This window comes from Kitasatospora sp. NPDC001603 (assembly GCF_040298365.1).
Taxonomy (GTDB): domain Bacteria; phylum Actinomycetota; class Actinomycetes; order Streptomycetales; family Streptomycetaceae; genus Kitasatospora.
Genome location: NZ_JBEPAA010000091.1, coordinates 1 through 17,776, shown reverse-complemented (window position 1 = coordinate 17,776; position 17,776 = coordinate 1). Strand labels below are relative to the sequence as shown.

Genomic DNA, 17,776 nt, shown 5'->3' with positions numbered 1-17,776 from the left:
GGCGGTGCCGCGGTTGCGGGGGCGGGGCGCGGCGTCAGCCCCCGAGAAGCGCTTTGTGGGCGCCGTACGCCTCGATGAAGCCCTGGACGGCCCGCAGGTCGCCCGGGAAGGACGCGGACCGCCACTTCGCCTTCGTGCCGTCGCGGTACTGGAGGTCGATCCAGACGGCGAGGTTCACCATGGTGCTGTCGGAGAAGCTCTGCCCCCTCACCTGGAGGGTGATGTCGGTGAGGGCGTAGAAGTCGACGACGGCCGGCGGGTGGCGCTCGTCCGTGTACTCGACGGTGCCGTCCGGGGTGATGACCAGCAGCGGGTCCGGATCGTCCGACGTCCCCCGGAAGAACCCCTTCAGCTTGCCCCGCCGCTTGGTGAAGACGTGCCAGTCCGTCGGTACGGGGCCTTGGCGTGCCTGCCAGAGGATCGTGCGCGGATCGGTCATGTCAGCTCCGGATCGTGCCACCACCGCCGACCGGTGGACGCCCCCGAGGAGGCGTGCGCGTACGGGTCGGCGACGGCGCCCGCCGACCGCGCGCGGGGCGGCTCCGGACCGACCGGGACCACCAAGGATTCTCCGTCCCGCACCGACCGGGCGCCACCGCGGCACCGGGTGGTCCCCGGCTCGCGACACCCCCTAGGGTGGCCCGATGGGTGAGCTTCGGGGGAGTGGCGGTGTCCGGGCGGCGGCCGGGGTGGCGGCGGTGCTGGTGGTGGGGGCCGGGCTCGGGGTGCGGGCGGTCGGCGGGGGCGAGGTCGCCAAGTACGCGGGCGACGCGCTGTACACGGTGCTGGTGTACGCCCTGGTAGTGCTCGTCGCGCCGCGGCTGCGTCCGGTGGCCGCCGGTGCGGTGGCGGCGGGGCTGAGCTGGGCGGTGGAGCTGTTCCAGCTCACCGGCGTCCCCGACGACCTGGCGCGGCGCAGCACGGCGGCCCGGCTGGTGCTCGGGTCCACCTTCAACGCGCCGGACCTCTGCTGGTACCTGGTCGGCGCGGCGGCCGCCGCGCTGCTGCACGCGGGGGCGGCCCGGCTGGTGCGGTCCGCTTCCGCGGGGAGGGGGACCGCACCCGGCCGGGCCTGATGGTTCGTCAGAGCGGGAGCAGCTCCGGCCGCTTCGCCTCGACGTGGTCGCCGGAGGACTCGCCGCGCAGCCGGCGGCCGACCCACGGCAGCAGGAACTCGCGCGCCCACTGGAGGTTCTCCCGGCGCTGGTCGGCGGCGGACTGGTACGGCAGGACCGGCCAGGGCGCCTCCGGGTCCTGCTCGGTGCGCAGGCCCAGCGAGCGGGCGGCCAGCAGGGCGACCCGCTGGTGGCCGTCGGGCGAGAGGTGCAGGCGGTCCTCGCTCCACGCCCGGCGGTCCTGCACCGCGCGCAGCGACCAGAGGTCCGCGACCTTGCAGCCGTTGCGGTCGGCGACGGCCCGCATGTGGCCGTTGTACGTGGCGATCTTGCCGCGCAGGTGCTTCAGCAGCGGCACGCCCCGGGTGTCGAAGCCGGTGCAGATGAGCACCGTCCCGGCGGACTCGGTGAGTTGGACGATGGCGCGCTCGAAGCGCTCGGCGACCTCGTCCGGGTCGCTGCCGGGTCGCAGGATGTCGTTGCCGCCGGCGCAGAAGGTCACCAGGTCCGGCTGGATGCGCCGGACCTGCGGCACCTGCTCCGCCGTGACCTGGTCGAGCAGCCGGCCCCGCACCGCGAGGTTGGCGTAGCGGAACTCGCCCGGCGGGCGTCCGTCGGCGAGCAGGCCGGCGAGCCGGTCGGCCCAGCCGGCGAAGGCGCCGCCGACGCCGGGGTCGTTGAGCCCCTCGGTGAAGCTGTCCCCGAGGGCCGCGTACGAACTGAGGTCAAGAGTCTCCTGGAGGTACGGCATGAAGGAGATAGTTCACTGTCTCAAGTGACCTACGCCACCGTAGGTGGCCCTCGGGGGGACGTGAGATGGACCACGTACGGATTCAGCAGGTTCCGGGAATATCGCGAGGGGCGGGGCGCGCCGGGGGCGCCGGGCGCTCGAACCGACCTGATGGGCCGTCAGGCTGGTGGCTCAGATAGCTCCGTCGGAGAAATGACAAGATCGCGACCCCCTTCCGCTTCCGGTCCGCCGGTGCCCACCCTGGAAGGGCCCCGCCGTTCGGCGGGCGCCCCACCCAGGAGGGCGCAAGCATGACCGACACCGATCCCCGCACCGCGTCCGGGACCCCCGGAACGGGCTGGTACGTCGACGACCGCTGCACCAACTGCGACGTCGCCCGCCAGCTCGCCCCCGATCTGATCCACGAACGCGACGGCCGCTCCGAGGTCGTCCGCCCGCCCCGCGACGAGGCCGAGCTGCGGCAGCTCTACGCCGCCGCCCACGCCTGCCCCACCCGTTCCGTCCGCCTCCGCGGCCGGCCGCTCGACCCGGCACGGGACCCGTTCCCGCTCGCGCTCGACGAGGACCTGCTGCTGTGCGGCCACAACTCCCAGCACACCGCCGGCGCCAACGCGTACCTGCTGCGCCGGCCCGGCGGGTACCTGATGGTGGACACGCCCCGGTACGCCGAACCGCTGGCCGCCCGCTACGAGGCGCTCGGCCCGGTGACCGACGTGCTGCTCACCCATCGCGACCACGCGGCGCACGGCCGCGCGTACGCCGACCGGTTCGGCGCGCGGCTCTGGATCCACGAGGGCGACCTCGACGCCGCGCCCGACGCCGACCGGGTGCTGCGCGGCCGGGAACCCGTGGAGATCGCCCCCGGGGTCGTGGCCCACCCGTTCCCCGGGCACACCCTGGGCAGCGTCCTGTACGTGGCCGACGACCGGTACTGCTTCAGCGGCGACAGCTTCTACTGGTCGCGCACCACCGGTGACCTGGAGGTGGCCGACGGGGTCACCTGGTACTCGATGGAGGAGCTGGCGGCCTCGCTCGCCCGCGGCGTCGGGCGCCTGCGCTTCGAGTGGGTGCTGCCGGGGCACGGCGACCGGCGGCGGATGCCGGCCCAGGAGGCCGACCGGCGGCTGCGGGCGCTGGCCGAGCGGTGCGCCGGGCTGCGGACGAGGCCGGTCGACTTCGTCCTGCGCTGGTAGGCCGGCGGCCGGGCGGCGGCGCCCCGGCATCGTGAGGGAGCCTTCGGGCACCCGTGCCCCGGTGCCCGGCACCCCTGCACCCGGCGCCCCTGCACCCGGCGCCCCTGCACCCGGCGCCCCCGTGCGCCGGGGTGCGCGCCGGGTGCGCGGGGGGTTGCACCCGGCGATGCTGTCCGCTCATGTGTGCGAACTGACTCGCGTGGGCAGCCGCCCTCTGGGGTGCGATACGCACCGGCACGCCCCACGTGCTCCGGTATCCGAGGCCGCGTTCTCCACCGCCCCGGCGCCCCAGCACACAGCATCCCGATCCCAGCAGTCCCGGACGGCGGAGGTAGCCGCATGCCGAACCGAACCCCGGAGCGCACCGCGAGGCCGCGGCGCTACCTGATGTGCCGGCCGACGCACTTCACCGTCGACTACGCGATCAACCCCTGGATGGACCCGGCCCGGCCGACCGACACCGAGCTCGCCGTCCGCCAGTGGGAGCGGCTCTGTTCGATCTACCGGCGGCTCGGCCACACCGTCGAGCTGATCGAGCCGGTGCCGGGCCTGCCCGACATGGTCTACACCGCCAACGGCGCCACCGTCCTGGACGGCCGGGCCCTGGTCGCGACCTTCCGGCACCCCGAGCGGGCCGGCGAGTCCGACGCCCACGAGGCGTGGTTCCGGTCCGCCGGCTACCGCGAGGTCCACCGGGCGGGGCACGTCAACGAGGGGGAGGGCGACCACCTGGTGGTGGGCCGCCGGGTGCTGGCCGGCACCGGGTTCCGTACCGATCCGGCGGCGCACGCCGAGGCCCGGGCCCTGTTCGGGGTCCAGGTGCTCGGCCTGACCCTGGTCGACCCGCGCTTCTACCACCTGGACACCGCGCTCGCCGTCCTCGGCGACGACCACGTCATGTACTACCCCGAGGCCTTCACCCCCGACAGCCAGGCGCTGCTCCGCAGCCTCTACCCCGACGCGATCCTCGCCGACCGCGCGGACGCCGAGGTGTTCGGCCTCAACGCGGTCTCGGACGGGCGGCGGGTCCTGCTGCCGGAGGCCGCCAAGGCGCTGGCCGGCCGGCTGGCCGAGCACGGCTACGAACCGGTGCCGGTGGACGTCTCCGAGCTGCTCAAGGGCGGCGGCGGCGCCAAGTGCTGCACCCTGGAGCTGCGGCCGGCCTGAGCGCCCCCGGCCGTCCGCTGAGCGCCCCCGGCCGCCCGGAGGGCACTCGGGCCGGGGGCGCTCGGGCAGCGGTGGTCCGGCAGTGGTCGCTCAGGCAGTGGACGCCTGGGCTCAGGCGTCCTGTCCCAGCCAGAGGTCGGGGCCGAACACCTCGTAGTGGATGTCGGCGGCCGCCACGCCCGCGGCGAGCAGCTGGGCCCGCACCGAGCGGAGGAAGGGCAGTGGCCCGCACAGGTAGGCGACGGTCCCGGCCGGGACCGGCACCGTCGAGAGGTCGACCAGGCCGGTGCGCTCGGCGGGCCAGTCGCCCACCGGCCGCTCGTAGAAGACGTGCGCGACGGCGTTCGGCAGCTCGGCGGTGAGCCGGTCGAGCTCGGCCCGGAAGGCGTGCGCGTGCTGGTCCCGGTCGCCGTGCACGGCGATCACCGTCCGGGGGGAGCCGGTGGTGGCGAGGTGGTCCAGCATGGCCGTCATCGGCGTGTTGCCGATTCCGGCCGAGGCCAGCAGCACCGGTCCGGCGCCGTCGGCGAGGGTGAGGTCGCCGAGCGGCGGGGCGAGTTCGACCACGTCGCCGGTGTGCAGGTGGTCGTGCAGGTGGTTGGACACCTCGCCGGCCGGTGCCCCGTCGGCCCCGGCACCGACCCGCTTGACGGTGAACCGGAGCGCGCCGCCGGAGCTCCCCGAGAGGCTGTACTGGCGGATCTGCCGGGCGCCGTCCGCCATCGTCGCGCGCACCGAGACGTACTGGCCGGGCCGTGCGGGCGGGACGGGGCCGCCGTCGGCGGGGCGGACCAGGTAGGTGGTCACGTCGTCGGTCTCCCGGCGCCGGGCGATCACGGTGAAGCGGCGCCAGAGGTCGTCCGGGTCGCCCGACTGCGCGGCGGCGGTCTCGGCGCGCAGCCGGTCCTCGATGGCGATCAGCGCGTTGGCCATCAGCCAGTACACCTCGTCCCAGGCGGCGGCGACCTCCGGGGTGACGGCCTCGCCGAGCACCTCGACGATGGCGGCGAACAGGTACTTCTGGACGATCGGGTACTCGTCGTTCCGGATGCCGACCGAGACGTGCTTCTGGGCGATCCGGGCGAGCATGGCGTCCGGCCGCAGGTCGGGGCGGGCGATCAGGGCGGACGCGAAGGCGGCTATCGAGCCGGCCAGCGCCTGCCGCTGGGTGCCGTTGGCCTGGTTGCCCCGGTTGAACCGGTCGCGCAGCAGCTCCGGGTGGTCGGCGAAGAGCGTGTCGTAGAAGAGCGGCGTGATCTCGCCGATCGCGCCGCCCACGGCGGGCAGGGTGGCTTCGACGATCTCGGCGGACTTGGCGGACAGCATGGGGCTCACTCCGAACTGGCATCTGAGATGCGTATTAAAGGTCGTGCGGAGGCGCGACCCGGCGGGTCGGTGGACGGGGGTGTGGGGTCAGCCGGCGGGTCCGCCGGAGAGGCTCAGCAGGACCGGCCCGGTGGGCGGGCCGACCAGGTCGTCGATCGAGAGCGGATCGAGCGAGGCGAAGAACGCCTCCTGCGCGGTCCGCAGCGCCCCGCGCAGCCGGCAGGCGGCCCGTAGCGGGCAGGGCGGCTCGTCCTCGCAGCCGACCACGTCGCCGACGCCCTCCAGCTCGCGGACCAGCACCCCGAGCGACCCGGTCCGGCCGGTGGAGGTGAGCGCGAGGCCCCCGCCCCGCCCGCGCCTCGCCTCGACCGCACCGAGGTGCTGGAGCCGGCTGACGACCTTGGCGGCGTGGGTGTACGGCACGCCCACCGACTCGGCCACCTCGCGGGTGGTCGGGTTCGCGTCCTCGTCGAGGACCGCCAGCCGCATGGCGATGCGGAGGGCGATGTCGGTGCTCTTGGTCAGCCTCACGCCCGGCAGGCTATCGAATACGAATTCTGTACTCCAATTTGGGGTGCGCCCTCGGCGCCCGGGCCGAGCTGCTCCCGGTGGCACGCGGACGCGCCCCGCCGGGAGCCGGCGGGGCGCGTGGTGGGCGGCGGGGCGGGCGGGCGAGCCGGTCAGCTCCGGACCGCCTCCGGCCGGGCCGGCGCGCCCGCGACCGGGTCGGCGGCGGCCGGGCCGCCGATCACGAACGGTGCGGGCCGACGGGCCGGGACGAGCAGGGCGGCGACGGCCGCCGCCAGGCAGAAGGCGGCGAGCAGGGCGAACCCGTGGGTGTAGCCCGATTCGTAGGGGTGGCCGGAGGGCTGCAGGTGGCCGGTGACCAGGCTGGTCATCAGCGCGGCGCCGATGGAGCCGCCGATGGTGCGGATGTTGGCGTTCATGCCGGTGGCCGCGCCGGTCTGCGCGGCGGGCACGCTCTGGACGATGAGGTTGCTCATCGAGGCGAAGGCGAGGCCGATGCCGAGCCCGAAGACCCCCGCCGCCAGGGCGACCTGCCACGGCCGGTCGTGCCAGGCGGCGAGCATCGCGCAGGCGGCCGAGCCGAAGACGGCGCCCGCGGTCAGCTGGGCCTTGGCGGGGAACCGGCCGGCGAGGCGCCCGCTGAGGATCCCGGCCACGAACATGGTGACCAGCATGGGCAGCATCAGGAGCCCCGCGCCGGTGATGCTCGACCCGAAGCCGTAGCCGGCCGAGGTCGGCGTCTGCGCGAAGCCGGGGAGGAAGGCCCAGACCGCGTACATGCCGCCGCCGAAGAGCAGGGCGGCGGTGTTGGTCGTCCAGACCGCCGGGAGGCGCATGATCCGCAGGTCGATCAGCGGGTTGCGCGAGCGGGCCTCGACCAGGGCCCAGAGGCCGAACAGGACCACGGCCGCGACCAGCAGGCCGATCACCTCGTTGGAGCCCCAACCCCACTTCGAGGCCTGGCTGATGGGCAGCAGCAGGGCCACCAGCCAGCCGGAGAGGAGGACGGCGCCGAGCCAGTTGACACTGCCCGCGCCGCCGGCGCCCTCGGCGCGCTTGGGCGACTCCGGGACGTAGCGCTGGGCGATCACGGCGGTGACGGCGACGATGATCACCGGGAACCAGAAGAGCCAGCGGTAGTCCAGCGCGCCGACGATCGGTCCGGCCAGGACCATGCCGAGGCCGCTGCCCACCGCGATGACGGCGGACAGGTTGCTGATGCCGGTCGCCACCCGGGAGGCGGGGAACTCGTCGCGGATGATGCCGAAGGACAGCGGGAAGAGCGCGCCGGCGATGCCCTGGATGACCCGGGCGATGATCAGGACGGTGATGTTGGGAGCCAGGGCGGCGACCAGGCAGCCCACCAGGAGCGCGCCGAGCGCGGCGACCAGGGTGCGCTTCTTGCCGACCAGGTCGCCCACCCGCCCGAGGATCGGCGTGAAGATCGAGGCGGAGAGCAGGTAGGCGGTCATCACCCAGGTGACGGTGGCCTGCGAGGTGTTCATCGCGTGCTGGACGGTGGGCAGGGCGGGCGTGATCAGCGACTGGAGCAGGGCGAACACGCCCGCGCCGGTCGCGAGGACGCCGAAGGTGAGGCGATTGGACGGGCGGCTCATCGAACCTTCTCGGGGCATGGGGCGCGCAAGGGGAACGCGCCCACGGGCTGCGGGCGGAAGCGGTGTGCGTGGTGCTGGTGTGCGTGCTGGGTGGTGCGTGGTGCGTGGTCGTGCTGCGTCGTGCGCTGTGTGCTGGGTGGCGCGCGCTGTGCGGTGCCGGTGCCGGTGCCGGTGCCGGTGCGGTCGGAGCCGTGGTGCGTACCGCCGGACGCGCGGCGAAGCGCGGGGTGTGGAGAACGGGCCAGCGGGGCCGGTGCGTACGGCTCGGGCCGGCGGGTGCGCTCGGGATCCGGGGCTGGATCGACGGACGTGCTGGTGCCTCCACCGGGTGTGCCGGCAGGGGCGGGGACAGGACCTCACTGCTAAAGTTGAGGCATGCCTCCAGATTAGCGGAGGCACACCTCCGCTTCAACCCGGTGTCCGAAAAGAGAGCCCCAGTGACGGAACAGGTCGTGGTCGGCGAGTTTGTGGCGGCCCAGCGCCCGCGCCGCGCCGATGCCGCGCGCAACTTCGACGCGCTGCTGGTCGCCGCCCGCGAGGCCTTCGCCGAGCACGGCGCCGAGGCCTCGCTGGAGGACATCGCCCGGCGGGCCGGCGTCGGCATCGGCACCCTCTACCGCAACTTCCCCACCCGTCGGCACCTCTTCGAGACGGTCTACGCCAACGAGGTCAACGAACTGAGCCTGGCCGCAGGGGAGTTGTCGGGCGAGTCGCCCTGGGAGGCGCTGACCGGCTGGCTGCGCAGGTTCGTCGCCTACACCCTGACCAAGCGGGCGATCCGCGAGGCCCTGGAGGGGGAGGAGTCGGACATCTTCCTGGCCTGCCGGCAGTCGATGTTCGACGCGAGCGCACCGCTGCTCAGGCGCGCGCAGGACGCGGGGGTGGCGCGGGCGGACATGTCCATCGACGACCTGCTGCGCCTCGTCTCGGGTGTCAGCTCGGTCGCGTTCCCCGACGAGGAGCAGCGCGACCGCGTCCTGGCCATCGCCCTGGACGGCGTGCGGACCACCGCCTGACCGGTAACCGGGGCTCCCCGGCGGGCCGTTCGCACCCGCCCGCTCGCCCGCGACCTGGGAGAAGCGGGTGCGGGCCGTCCCGGCCACCGGCGTGTCGGCGGCGTCTCCTACGATGACGGGCATGAACGCTGACGGGTCGGACGCACGGCTCATCGACGGCCGGTTCGAGCTGCTGCAACGACTCGGCGGCGGAGGTATGGGCCTGGTCTGGCGCGCCCGGGACAACGCGCTCCACCGCGAGGTGGCGCTCAAGGAGGTCCGCCCGCCCGACCCGGCGATGGCGGCCGCCAACCCCGAGGACGCGCTGGAGCTGCGCGAGCGGGTGCTCCGCGAGGCGCGCTCCCTGGCGCGGCTCCAGCACCCGAACGTGGTGATCATCCATCACATCGTCGACACCGCCGATCATCCGCACCCCTGGCTCGTGATGGAGCTGGTCACCGGAGGCAGCCTCGCCGACCGGCTCTCCCGCGGCCCGCTCACCGTGCCCGAGGCGGCCCGGATCGGCCGTGGTGTGCTCTCCGCCCTGCGCGCCGCCCACGCCGCCGGCATCCAGCACCGCGACGTCAAGCCCGGGAACGTACTGCTGCGCCCGGACGGCACGCCCGTCCTCACCGACTTCGGCATCGCCGCCATGCAGGGCGCCACCGCCCTCACCAGCACCGGGGCCCTGATCGGCTCGCCCGAGTACATCGCCCCCGAGCGGATCCGCGGGGCGGAGGGCAACCCGTCGTCCGACCTGTGGTCGCTCGGCATGATGCTGTACGTCGCGGTCGAGGGCCACCACCCGCTGCGCCGCGCCACCACGCTCGCCACCCTCGCGGCCGTCCTGGACGAGCCGCTGCCGCCGCCGGCGCGGGCGGGGCAGCTCGCCCCGGTGCTGGCGGCCGTGCTCGCCAGGGATCCGGCGGTCCGGCCGAACGCGGAGCAGCTCGACCAGGCGCTCGCGGCCGCGGAGGCCGGGGCCGCCCCGGGTCCGGCCGGCGGTCCGGTGGCCTGGTCGCCGACGGGTCTCGACCTCCCGCGGCCCGCGTCGACCCCGTGGCCCGGTACCGACCCGGCGATGAGCGCCTGGGCCGGATCCGCGCCCGGATCCGCCCCTGGATCCGGGTACGACAGCGGGGGCGGTACCGGCGGTCCCGGGTACGGCGGCGGCCACGGGTACGGCACCGCCCCGGCCGACACGTTCGGTCACCCCGGCACTGCCGGGCCGGGCCGCCCCGGCGTCCCCGGGCACCCGGTCGACGCGGTCCCGGCGGACGCCGTCCCGACCGGCACGACCACGCACGGCCCGGCGGCCCCGGTGGCTCGGGGCGGGCGGGCGCGGGCGGTCACCCTCTCGGTCGTCGCCGTCGCACTGGCGGGTGCCCTCACCTGGACCCTCCTGCCCGACTCGGGCGCCGAGAACGGCGCGGGCGCCGCCCCGGGCCCGTCGGCGTCCGGCCCGGCGGCGACCGGCAGCACGGGCCCCACCACCCCCGCCGCCGCGTCGACCGCGCCCGAGCCGGTCGCCGCCCCGTCGGTGACGGCCAAGACCGCGCCCCCGTCCGCCGTGCCCCCGGACTTCCTCACCCCGGCCGGGGTCCGCACGACGGTCGAGGCCTTCCGCCCGTCGCTGGCGGATTCCAAGATCACCCAGCTCACCGTCTACCCCACCTACGCGAGCGCCGAGGGGCCGACCGCGGCCGACCCGACGGTGTTCGACCGGCTCAACTACCGCGACGGCAAGGTCACCCGCACCCCGGGCGGCACCATGACGTCCCGTCAGAAGACCGTCGACCTGCGGAGCTACGACTGGGACATCATCCCGGCCCTGCTCCAGAAGGCCCAGGACACCCTCAACGTCCCCAATCCGACCAGCCGTTACCTCATCATCGGTCCGGACAGCTCCGACGGCACGCCCAGCATCAGGGTCTACCTGTCCGGCGAGTACGGCGGCGGCTACCTCTCCGCCGACACCAAGGGCACCGTGAAGCGGTCCTTCCCGCGCGGCAGTTGAGCGCGGCGCCCGGCGGCAGCGCCTGAGCGCGGTCCCCGAGACCGGTACCCGAGCGGCACCCGAGCCGTGCCGGCCTCAGACGGGCGGGGCGGCCAGTGCGCGGAAGGCCAGCAGGGCGATGTCGTCCCGGGTCTCGGCGACCTGGGCGAGCACGTGGTCGCAGAGTTCGTCCAGCGGCCGGTGGCCGACCGCGCCCGCCGCCTGCGCCAGCCGGTCCAGGCCGACGGTCAGGTTCTCCCCGGGCACCTCGACCAGCCCGTCGGTGTAGAGGAGCACGGTGTCCCCGGGCGCGATCCCGGTGCTGTGGGTGTGGCGCCGCTCGGCGGGGGCCACGCAGAGCGGCACGTCGGTCTCCTCGGTCACCAGGAAGCGCGGCTCGCCCGAGGCGGGTACCAGCAGTGGCGGCGGGTGCCCGGCGTTCGACCAGGTCATCCGCCAGCCGTCATCGACCCGGGTCAGGTTCAGGTGGACGGCGGTGGCGAAGGAAGCCACGCCGAGGCCGTCGGCGGCCGTGTCGAGCGCGGCGAGGGTGTCGGCCGGGGTGTGCAGATGAGTGCGGTTGTAGGCGACCGACCGCAGCATGCTGCGCAGCTGCCCCATGGTGGTGGCCGCGGTGAGGTCGTGCCCGGCCACGTCGCCGATGGTCAGGGCGAGCGAGCCGTCGGGCAGCAGGAAGGCGTCGTACCAGTCGCCGCCGACCTCGGCCGCCCGGTTGCCGGGCTGGTAGCGGGCGGCGAGCTCGGCGCCGAGGACGGCCGGCGGGGCGGTGAGCAGCGCCCGTTGGAGGACGAGTGCCACCTGCCGGGTGCGCTGGAGCTCCAGGGTCTGGCGCAGCGTGGCCTGGGCGCGCTGGAGGACGTCCTGGAGCAGGTCGATGTCCGGCCGGCCGGGCGGCGGGGTGTCCTCGCAGCCGGCCGCCGCGGCGAGGGCGACGGTGATGCCGTCGATGACGATCGGCAGCAGGGTGAGGCTGGTGGCGCGGGCCCGGGTGAGCCACTGGGCCGACTCCTGGGGGACGACGCCCGGGGGGATCTCGCCGACCGGGAAGGTCAGGAGCGCGGGGGCCTGGCGGGCGACGACCCGCAGGGCGGCCGGCCCGAGCCGGTAGCTCTGCTGGCGCAGCGCGGGCAGCGGAGGCAGGCCGGGCCGGGCGGTGGAGGCGATCCGGGTGCCGAGGATCTCGTCGGGCCGGGTGGTGTGCTCGCGGGTGGAGAGCAGGAACACCGTGCAGGCGTCGGTGAGCTCCGGGACGACGAGGTCCGCGACGGCGGCGAAGGCGTCGTCCGGGCGGGCGGTCTCGGTCACCGCGAGGGCCCCGGCGAGCAGCCGCTCGCGCAGCCGGTTGCGCCAGCGGTCCTCGATGTCGGAGGTGGCCCCGACCCACTCCACCGGCCGGCCCTCGCGGACGATCGGTACCGCGCGGGCGGAGACGTGCCGGTACTCCCCGGTGACGGTGCGCACCCGGAAGGAGTGCTCGAACATGGTCGGCTCGGCGTCCGCCGCCTTCAGCCACTGCTCGGCCAGCCCGGCCCGGTCCCGGGGGTGGATGAGCTCGAACCAGGCCTCGTCCATGGTCTCCCGCCAGGGCTGCCCGGTGAGCCGCTGCCAGCCGGGCACGAGCTCGGCCATGCTGCCGTCCGCGCGGACGATCCAGACCAGCTGGGAGACGGCGGAGATCAGCGCCTCGTACCGCTCCAGGGTGCGCAGGCGGTCGGTGGAGAGCTGTTCGGCCTGCTGGGCGGCGTGCACCTCGGTGGTGGTGTCGATCGCGGCGATCAGGATGCCGGGGCCGAACCGGGAGGAGATCGGGGAGCAGCTGTAGACGAAGTGCCGGTGGTCGCCGTCACCGTCCCCGGGCCGTTCCACCGTCCGGGGCGTGGTCACCTGGCGGGCGGTGCCGTCGGCGAGGACCTTGTCGAGCGTCTCGAAGAACCGCTCCACCCCGGGTTCGGCGAACAGCTCCCGGACGGGGACGCCGATCGACCGCGGCCCGAACAGCTCGCGGAAGGCGTCGTTGCGGTAGACCAGGCGGTGTTCCCGGCCCGCGGTCAGGGCGATCGCCACGATCGCCCGGTCGAAGACCTCGGGTGTCAGCTGCGGCTCGACCACCCCGTGGTGCCCCCTTGTCCGGTGTTGTGTCGTGCGGCAACCGCGTCCCCGTACCCGGGGTGTCCGGCTGCCTCCGGCCGGCTGCCCTCGGGTCTGCCCTTGCGGCGATCGCCCGCGGCCGTCCTTGGCACGATACGGTCTGGCCGGTACATCTGTACCGTTATGCCACGATTGTCGTCCTTGCCGGGGTGGCGCGTGAGTGCCCGGCGGCCGCGAGTTCGGCCGGGGCCGCCCGGGTCACCCGCTGCGCCGCCCCGCCGCGCTCACCCGGCCGGCAGCACGCTGGACAGCGGGAGGCCCTCGAAGAAGGCCACCGCCTCCTCGCGCCAGTGCGGGCGCCAGCCCGAGGCCTCCCCGGCGGCGGCCTCGGCGCAGCGGCGGATGTCGGCGCGGAGCCTGCCGTCCACGCCCAGCGACCGGGCCAGCTCGCGGACGCGCCCGACCGTCGCCGCGGAGCAGTCCGGATCGCCGAGCGCGGACTCCACCAGGGCCCGCTGCGCGTCGTCCGCGGCGGCGAGCAAAGCGCTCACGGCGTAGCTGCGGCGGCCGGACCGGAGGTCGGCGCCGGTCGACTTGCCGGTGGCCGCCTCGTCGGCGAACAGGTCGAGGTAGTCGTCGCGCAGCTGGCCGCCGATGCCGACCAGCGTCGCGTACCGGCGCAGGCGCGCGTCGTGCGCGGCCACGTCCTCGCCGGCCGCCAGCAGGCCCAGCCGCAGGGGGGCGAGGACGGAGTAGCGGGTGGACTTGTACTCGCAGACGGTGTGCAGGAACTCCTCCTCCGGAAGCGCCCGGAAGTCGCGTTCGAGGTCGACGATCTGGCCGGTGACCGTCTCCGCGGCGGCGTTCAGCTGCACCTCCAGCATCGCCTGGCGCAGCTCGGCGGGGACGTCCGCCTCCAGCAGGACCCGCATCGAGAGGAAGGCGGCGAGGTCCCCGGCCAGGACGGCCAGGCCCAGCGCGGTGCGGTCCGCCGCGGGGAACTCCTCGCGGTAGGCGTAGTAGGTGGAGGGGCCGCCCCGGCGCACCGGCGCGTCGTCGATGATGTCGTCGTGGACGAGCCCGTGCGTCTGGAGCAGTTCGATGCTCAGCGCGGCCTCCGCCAGACCGGGCACCGGCTCGGTGGTCACCAGCCGGGCGGCCTCGTACAGCAGGGCGACCCGCAGCCGCTTGCCGCCGCGCAGCGAGAGGTCCCGCAGCAGCTCCAGGCAGCGCGGGGTGAAGCGGCTGAGCGGTGGCGTGTCGAGGCGCTCCGGCAGGGAGGCGAAGTAGGCCTCGAAGCGGAGGTCGAACCGCCGCCGGTGTCCGGCGGCCCGTTCGCGGGCGGCTGCCATGATCGTCTGGTTCACGTGCCCTACCCTCGCACCCCCGCGCCCGGGCCCGCCGACGGGGGCCGGGTGCCTCGCGGGCGGCGCGCGCGGCGCGGCTACGGACAGGCGCGGTCCGTGTCCCGTGGAGCGTTGCCGGGTCGGCCGGGATCCCCGGCCTTCGGCCGGGAGGTGCCCTCGGCACCCTTGCTCCGGCCGCGATCCCGACCTGTCGGCCGCCGCCCGCGTCGGCCCCGGGTGGTCCTGACGCCGAGTCGGGGGAGTGGGAAGTCGGCGGGGCCGGCTTCCCGGTCGGCCCGCGTGCGTTCCGCGCTCGCCGACCGCACGCGGCCGGCGAGCGCCGACGGCACCTTGCCGAGCTCGCTCTCCTCGGCGGCCGGGTGCGCTCCCCGGCTATTCGGTCCGCCCGCCGAGCCAGTCGCGGAGGAGGAACGCGGCCTCGGCCTCCTCCGCCTCCGACCGACGGGTGTCCTCCTCCCAGGCCACGGTTCGGAAGAGTCCGGTGTCCCGCCACTCGGCCAGCGGCCGGTCGAGGTCCTCGCCGTTGGCCTCGTCGAGGTACCGGCCCGCAGCGGTGTAGACCAACCGGAGTTCGGCGCCCACCACGTGGTACTGGTCGCACTGCGGAAGGAGTTCCCCCTGCATCGGCAGGGCCCTGTCCAGCTCGACGCCACCGAGATAGCTCGGCATCTCCGCCCGCATCAACTCGTCGAGGTCGCCGAGCTGCCCCGTGGTGAGCCCGGTGACGGTCGACACGGCGAGGTTGCGCGAACGGATCAACGCGGTGAGCCCCGGGACGGTGAGGGACTTCCAGAGCGGGGGCGTGCGGGCGAGCAGGTGCGCGGCGATGTCGCCCGGGGTGGCTCCCGCGGCGAAGGCGGGCCCCGGTGACAGGCTCGCGACGGCCACGCCGAGGTCGCGACGGTACTCCGGGGCGATCCTGGTCGACTGGGTCAGCACGGCGCGGTCGATCTGGCCCGGGACCACCCGGTCCTCGTCGAAGAGCAGGGCGATACCCGTACGGCTCACGGCAGTTCCTTCTCGGACGCGGGGAACGGCGGCCCCTACCCCGGCGTGGGTGGAGAACTCGTTGCGGAAGTCAGCGGTGGTGAGTCCGGCCGGCGTGCGCAGTGCGGACGCGCCCGTGTGTTTGAGGTGTGACTGGAACGGGGTCTCGGGCTGGCCGAAGACGAGCGCGGAGACGCGGATCGTGCCGTCGTCCAGGACCGCGGCCACGGTACCGAGGCCGGAGTAGACCAGCGGGTTCCGCGCGGCGTCGTGGAGCGTGCCCGAAGCGGTGGCCGTCGTGAGCCAGTGCGGGTCGAAGGTGATGACGACGCCGCGCCCGCCGATGTCGAAGCGCAGGTGCGGGTCCTTCGCGAGGACTCCGGTGGGCTCCGACGGAGGCATCGTCGGGGGATTGCGGCAGCGCATCCGCGCTTCGAAGGAGACCAGCAGGCCGCGGTGTACGTGGTCGATCGTGCTCTCGCACAGCCTGGTCGCCGACTCGGCGTCCCACGTCTCGAACAACGGTCTGACCTGGGAGACGAAGAGCCCGGGAGCCAGCCCCTGGCCCCGGAACGGCTTGGTGGTGTCGAGCTCCGCCTTCCTCGCCGCGCCGAGGATCGCGCTGCCGTCCGAGAGCATCGCGATCCGTGGCAGGTTGACCAGATCGACGCTGGAGAAACGTGCTCGCCAGCTGTGCGAGGACTTCCGCAGCGCCTCGGCGACGGCCTCGTCGGGAGGGCCGCTCTCCGGTGCCGCGTTCACCACCACGACGTTGACGCCGCCGTGGATGTCCCCCGCCTGAACGGCTGCCCCGGTGACCTGGCCACAGAGGTCGTTGCGCACGTTCGGCAACGGCTGGTCGTGGGTCGTGCCGTCCCCCGCCGGTTCCACGTCGCTACCTCGCTCGAAACTCGCACCGCTCGGGATGGGGCACACACCCTACCCACGAGAAGTCGGGTCGGCCGACTTCCTGTGCTCGGGCCGCCGCTCCGGTGGTGTCAGGAGGTGCCGAAGACCTGTTCCAGGGCCTTGCGTGCGGCGAGCCGCCCTGCTTCACGAAACGCGCGGGGGTGGGAGTCGACGGGGTGGACGACCATGGACCGCAGCACGGCCCGGCAGTGGACGGTGATCCGCCCGTCCTCGGCCAGCACCTCGCGCAGGCCCTCGTCGAGCGCTTCGAGGAGTGAGAAGACCTCGCGGTAGTCCTCGTCGCCGCCGGCGGGGCCGAAGCGGAACCGGACGTCGTCCGGGAGGGTGAGCTCGAAGCGGGTGGGGCCGGTGCACGGCTCGAAGTCGACCGTCACGATCGCCGCCCCGCCGCCGCACCCGCCGGCCTGCCGGAGGTGCCGCGCCTGCACGTCGCGGAGGGGCCGGGGCGGGAAGAGCATCGGTTCTGCGGGCATCCCGCCATCGTAGGGCGGACCTATGCGGACCGGTCGCCCCGGCCGGTCTGTTCCGGGGTGACGGCACCCTGTGGGTCCGGGGGAACGCCCGGGCGTGCACAGGAAGTCGGCCATACCGACTTCCTGTGCACCGCGTTCTGTGGGCACCGGACCGTCAGCCGTCGCCGGGGGCCTGCGCCTCGGCGGTGAGGAGGGCGAGCAGGCCGGGGAAGCGGGCGTCGATGTCGGTCCGGCGGAGGGCGGCCATCCGGCTGTTGCCCCGGTCGACCTGCCGGATCAGGCCGGCCTCGCGCAGCGCGCGGAAGTGGTGGGTGACCGTGGCCTTCGAGACGGGCAGCGCGAAGGAACTGCAGGTGCGCGCGGTGCCGTCCGGCGAGCAGGCCAGCTCGCGGACCACCCGGCGGCGCAGCGGGTCGGCGAGCGCCGACAGCACCCTGCCGAGCTCGATCTCCTCGACGGCCGGGTGCCCTTCCTCGTCGGGCATGGGTGACCTCCCTCAGGTACGGCTTGAATCGTACCTCTCGGGAGAGGTACCGTCCGCGAGGTACGAGATTGGTCGTACCTCGGATGAGGGAGAGTTCGCATGGATCAGCCGGTCACGCTCGTCGGCATCGCCCGCCCGAAGCCCGAACGAGCGGCGGAGCTCAAGGAGTTGCTGCTCTCCTTCGTGGCCCCCACCCGGCAGGAGCCGGGCTGCCTGGAGTACCACTTCCACGAGGACCGCGAGGAGCCCGGCGTCTTCGTGTTCTACGAGGCGTGGCGAAGCCAGGCCGACCTCGACGCTCACCTGGCCCTGCCGCACCTGAACGCCTTCTGGGAGCGGCGGATGGACTACCTGACCAGTGACCTGGAGATCCGCTTCCTGACGATGCACAGCCCCTACGGCCGGGAGTAGCCCGCCGCCGGCTGCCATTCGGCTCCTATTCGGCGGGGATGCCGCGGAGGAGGAAGGGGAGGTGGGCGCCGCGGGTGAGGGCGTCGAGGGCTTGGGTGACGCGGTGGTGCTGGTCGGGGTCCATGGTGTCGGCGAGGTGGTCGGGGTGGATGAAGTGGAGGCCGGTGATGTGGCGCGGGGGGCGGTGGTGGGTGGTGGTGGCTTGTTGGGCGCGGGTGAGGCGGCCGCCCCAGTAGACGAAGTCGATGGCTTCGGGGAGGAGTCGGGCGTCGGTGTAGTCGGTGGCGAGGATGCTGCGCAGGGGGAGGACGAGGCCGGTTTCGGTCTC

17 protein-coding genes are annotated in these 17,776 nt (G+C 74.4%); 6 read left to right on the top strand and 11 right to left on the bottom strand.

The genetic code is table 11. The features are described 5' to 3' along the window. Positions 1-34: 34 nt before the first annotated feature. Positions 35-439 (bottom strand): hypothetical protein, encoded by a 405-nt coding sequence (locus ABT263_RS34165; protein ID WP_352296625.1) that lies wholly within the window; start codon positions 437-439, stop codon positions 35-37. A gap of 205 nt (positions 440-644) precedes the next feature. Between ABT263_RS34165 and ABT263_RS34160 the strand changes: the two genes are divergently transcribed. Continuing rightward, on the top strand, positions 645-1,076 hold the full coding sequence (locus ABT263_RS34160) for a ribosomal maturation YjgA family protein (RefSeq protein ID WP_352296622.1): 432 nt from the start codon (positions 645-647) through the stop codon (positions 1,074-1,076). A 7-nt stretch (positions 1,077-1,083) separates the two neighbouring features. Here the strand turns inward: ABT263_RS34160 and ABT263_RS34155 are convergent, their stop codons facing one another. Continuing rightward, complete coding sequence (locus tag ABT263_RS34155; RefSeq protein WP_352296620.1) at positions 1,084-1,866, bottom strand: SGNH/GDSL hydrolase family protein; 783 nt, start codon at positions 1,864-1,866, stop codon at positions 1,084-1,086. A gap of 290 nt (positions 1,867-2,156) precedes the next feature. Between ABT263_RS34155 and ABT263_RS34150 the strand changes: the two genes are divergently transcribed. Then, positions 2,157-3,059, top strand: a complete 903-nt coding sequence (locus ABT263_RS34150) for an MBL fold metallo-hydrolase (protein WP_352296617.1) — start codon at positions 2,157-2,159, stop codon at positions 3,057-3,059. Between the two features lie 339 nt (positions 3,060-3,398). Further along, positions 3,399-4,226, top strand: a complete 828-nt coding sequence (ddaH, locus tag ABT263_RS34145) for a dimethylargininase (protein ID WP_329491167.1) — start codon at positions 3,399-3,401, stop codon at positions 4,224-4,226. A 111-nt stretch (positions 4,227-4,337) separates the two neighbouring features. Here ddaH and ABT263_RS34140 read toward each other — a convergent pair whose 3' ends face one another. The 3 genes from ABT263_RS34140 to ABT263_RS34130 form a co-directional block, all read right to left on the bottom strand. Then, positions 4,338-5,552, bottom strand: coding sequence for a globin domain-containing protein (locus ABT263_RS34140; protein WP_352296614.1), 1,215 nt, complete (start codon positions 5,550-5,552; stop codon positions 4,338-4,340). An 87-nt stretch (positions 5,553-5,639) separates the two neighbouring features. Then, positions 5,640-6,083 (bottom strand): RrF2 family transcriptional regulator, encoded by a 444-nt coding sequence (locus ABT263_RS34135; RefSeq protein WP_352296611.1) that lies wholly within the window; start codon positions 6,081-6,083, stop codon positions 5,640-5,642. 149 nt (positions 6,084-6,232) lie between these two features. Next, positions 6,233-7,696: an MFS transporter gene (locus tag ABT263_RS34130; RefSeq protein ID WP_352296608.1), complete on the bottom strand. Its 1,464-nt coding sequence runs from the start codon at positions 7,694-7,696 to the stop codon at positions 6,233-6,235. Positions 7,697-8,133: 437 nt separating this feature from the next. On the opposite strand from ABT263_RS34130, the gene ABT263_RS34125 reads away from it, so the two are divergent. Together ABT263_RS34125 and ABT263_RS34120 are read left to right on the top strand one after the other, a co-directional pair. After that, positions 8,134-8,712 carry a TetR/AcrR family transcriptional regulator gene (locus tag ABT263_RS34125; protein WP_329491171.1) on the top strand — a complete coding sequence of 193 codons (579 nt, stop codon included), beginning with the start codon at positions 8,134-8,136 and terminating at the stop codon, positions 8,710-8,712. A 121-nt stretch (positions 8,713-8,833) separates the two neighbouring features. Beyond that, positions 8,834-10,708: a protein kinase domain-containing protein gene (locus ABT263_RS34120; RefSeq protein ID WP_352296605.1), complete on the top strand. Its 1,875-nt coding sequence runs from the start codon at positions 8,834-8,836 to the stop codon at positions 10,706-10,708. A gap of 75 nt (positions 10,709-10,783) precedes the next feature. On the opposite strand, the gene ABT263_RS34115 is transcribed toward ABT263_RS34120, so the two are convergent. From ABT263_RS34115 to ABT263_RS34095, 5 genes are all read right to left on the bottom strand, one after another. Then, on the bottom strand, positions 10,784-12,817 hold the full coding sequence (locus tag ABT263_RS34115) for a SpoIIE family protein phosphatase (protein WP_352296602.1): 2,034 nt from the start codon (positions 12,815-12,817) through the stop codon (positions 10,784-10,786). Positions 12,818-13,080: 263 nt separating this feature from the next. Beyond that, positions 13,081-14,148: a polyprenyl synthetase family protein gene (locus tag ABT263_RS34110; protein ID WP_352296663.1), complete on the bottom strand. Its 1,068-nt coding sequence runs from the start codon at positions 14,146-14,148 to the stop codon at positions 13,081-13,083. Between the two features lie 387 nt (positions 14,149-14,535). Then, positions 14,536-16,041, bottom strand: coding sequence for a hypothetical protein (locus tag ABT263_RS34105; protein ID WP_352296599.1), 1,506 nt, complete (start codon positions 16,039-16,041; stop codon positions 14,536-14,538). A gap of 107 nt (positions 16,042-16,148) precedes the next feature. Beyond that, a complete protein-coding gene (locus ABT263_RS34100) occupies positions 16,149-16,553 on the bottom strand; it encodes a hypothetical protein (RefSeq protein ID WP_352296596.1) in 405 nt (134 codons plus the stop codon). Positions 16,554-16,707: 154 nt separating this feature from the next. After that, complete coding sequence (locus ABT263_RS34095; protein ID WP_352296593.1) at positions 16,708-17,037, bottom strand: ArsR/SmtB family transcription factor; 330 nt, start codon at positions 17,035-17,037, stop codon at positions 16,708-16,710. A 99-nt stretch (positions 17,038-17,136) separates the two neighbouring features. Between ABT263_RS34095 and ABT263_RS34090 the strand changes: the two genes are divergently transcribed. Beyond that, positions 17,137-17,448 carry a putative quinol monooxygenase gene (locus ABT263_RS34090; protein WP_352296590.1) on the top strand — a complete coding sequence of 104 codons (312 nt, stop codon included), beginning with the start codon at positions 17,137-17,139 and terminating at the stop codon, positions 17,446-17,448. A gap of 25 nt (positions 17,449-17,473) precedes the next feature. Here ABT263_RS34090 and ABT263_RS34085 read toward each other — a convergent pair. Further along, on the bottom strand, positions 17,474-17,776 hold a 303-nt coding region (locus ABT263_RS34085), incomplete at its 5' end, for an NUDIX hydrolase (protein ID WP_352296587.1).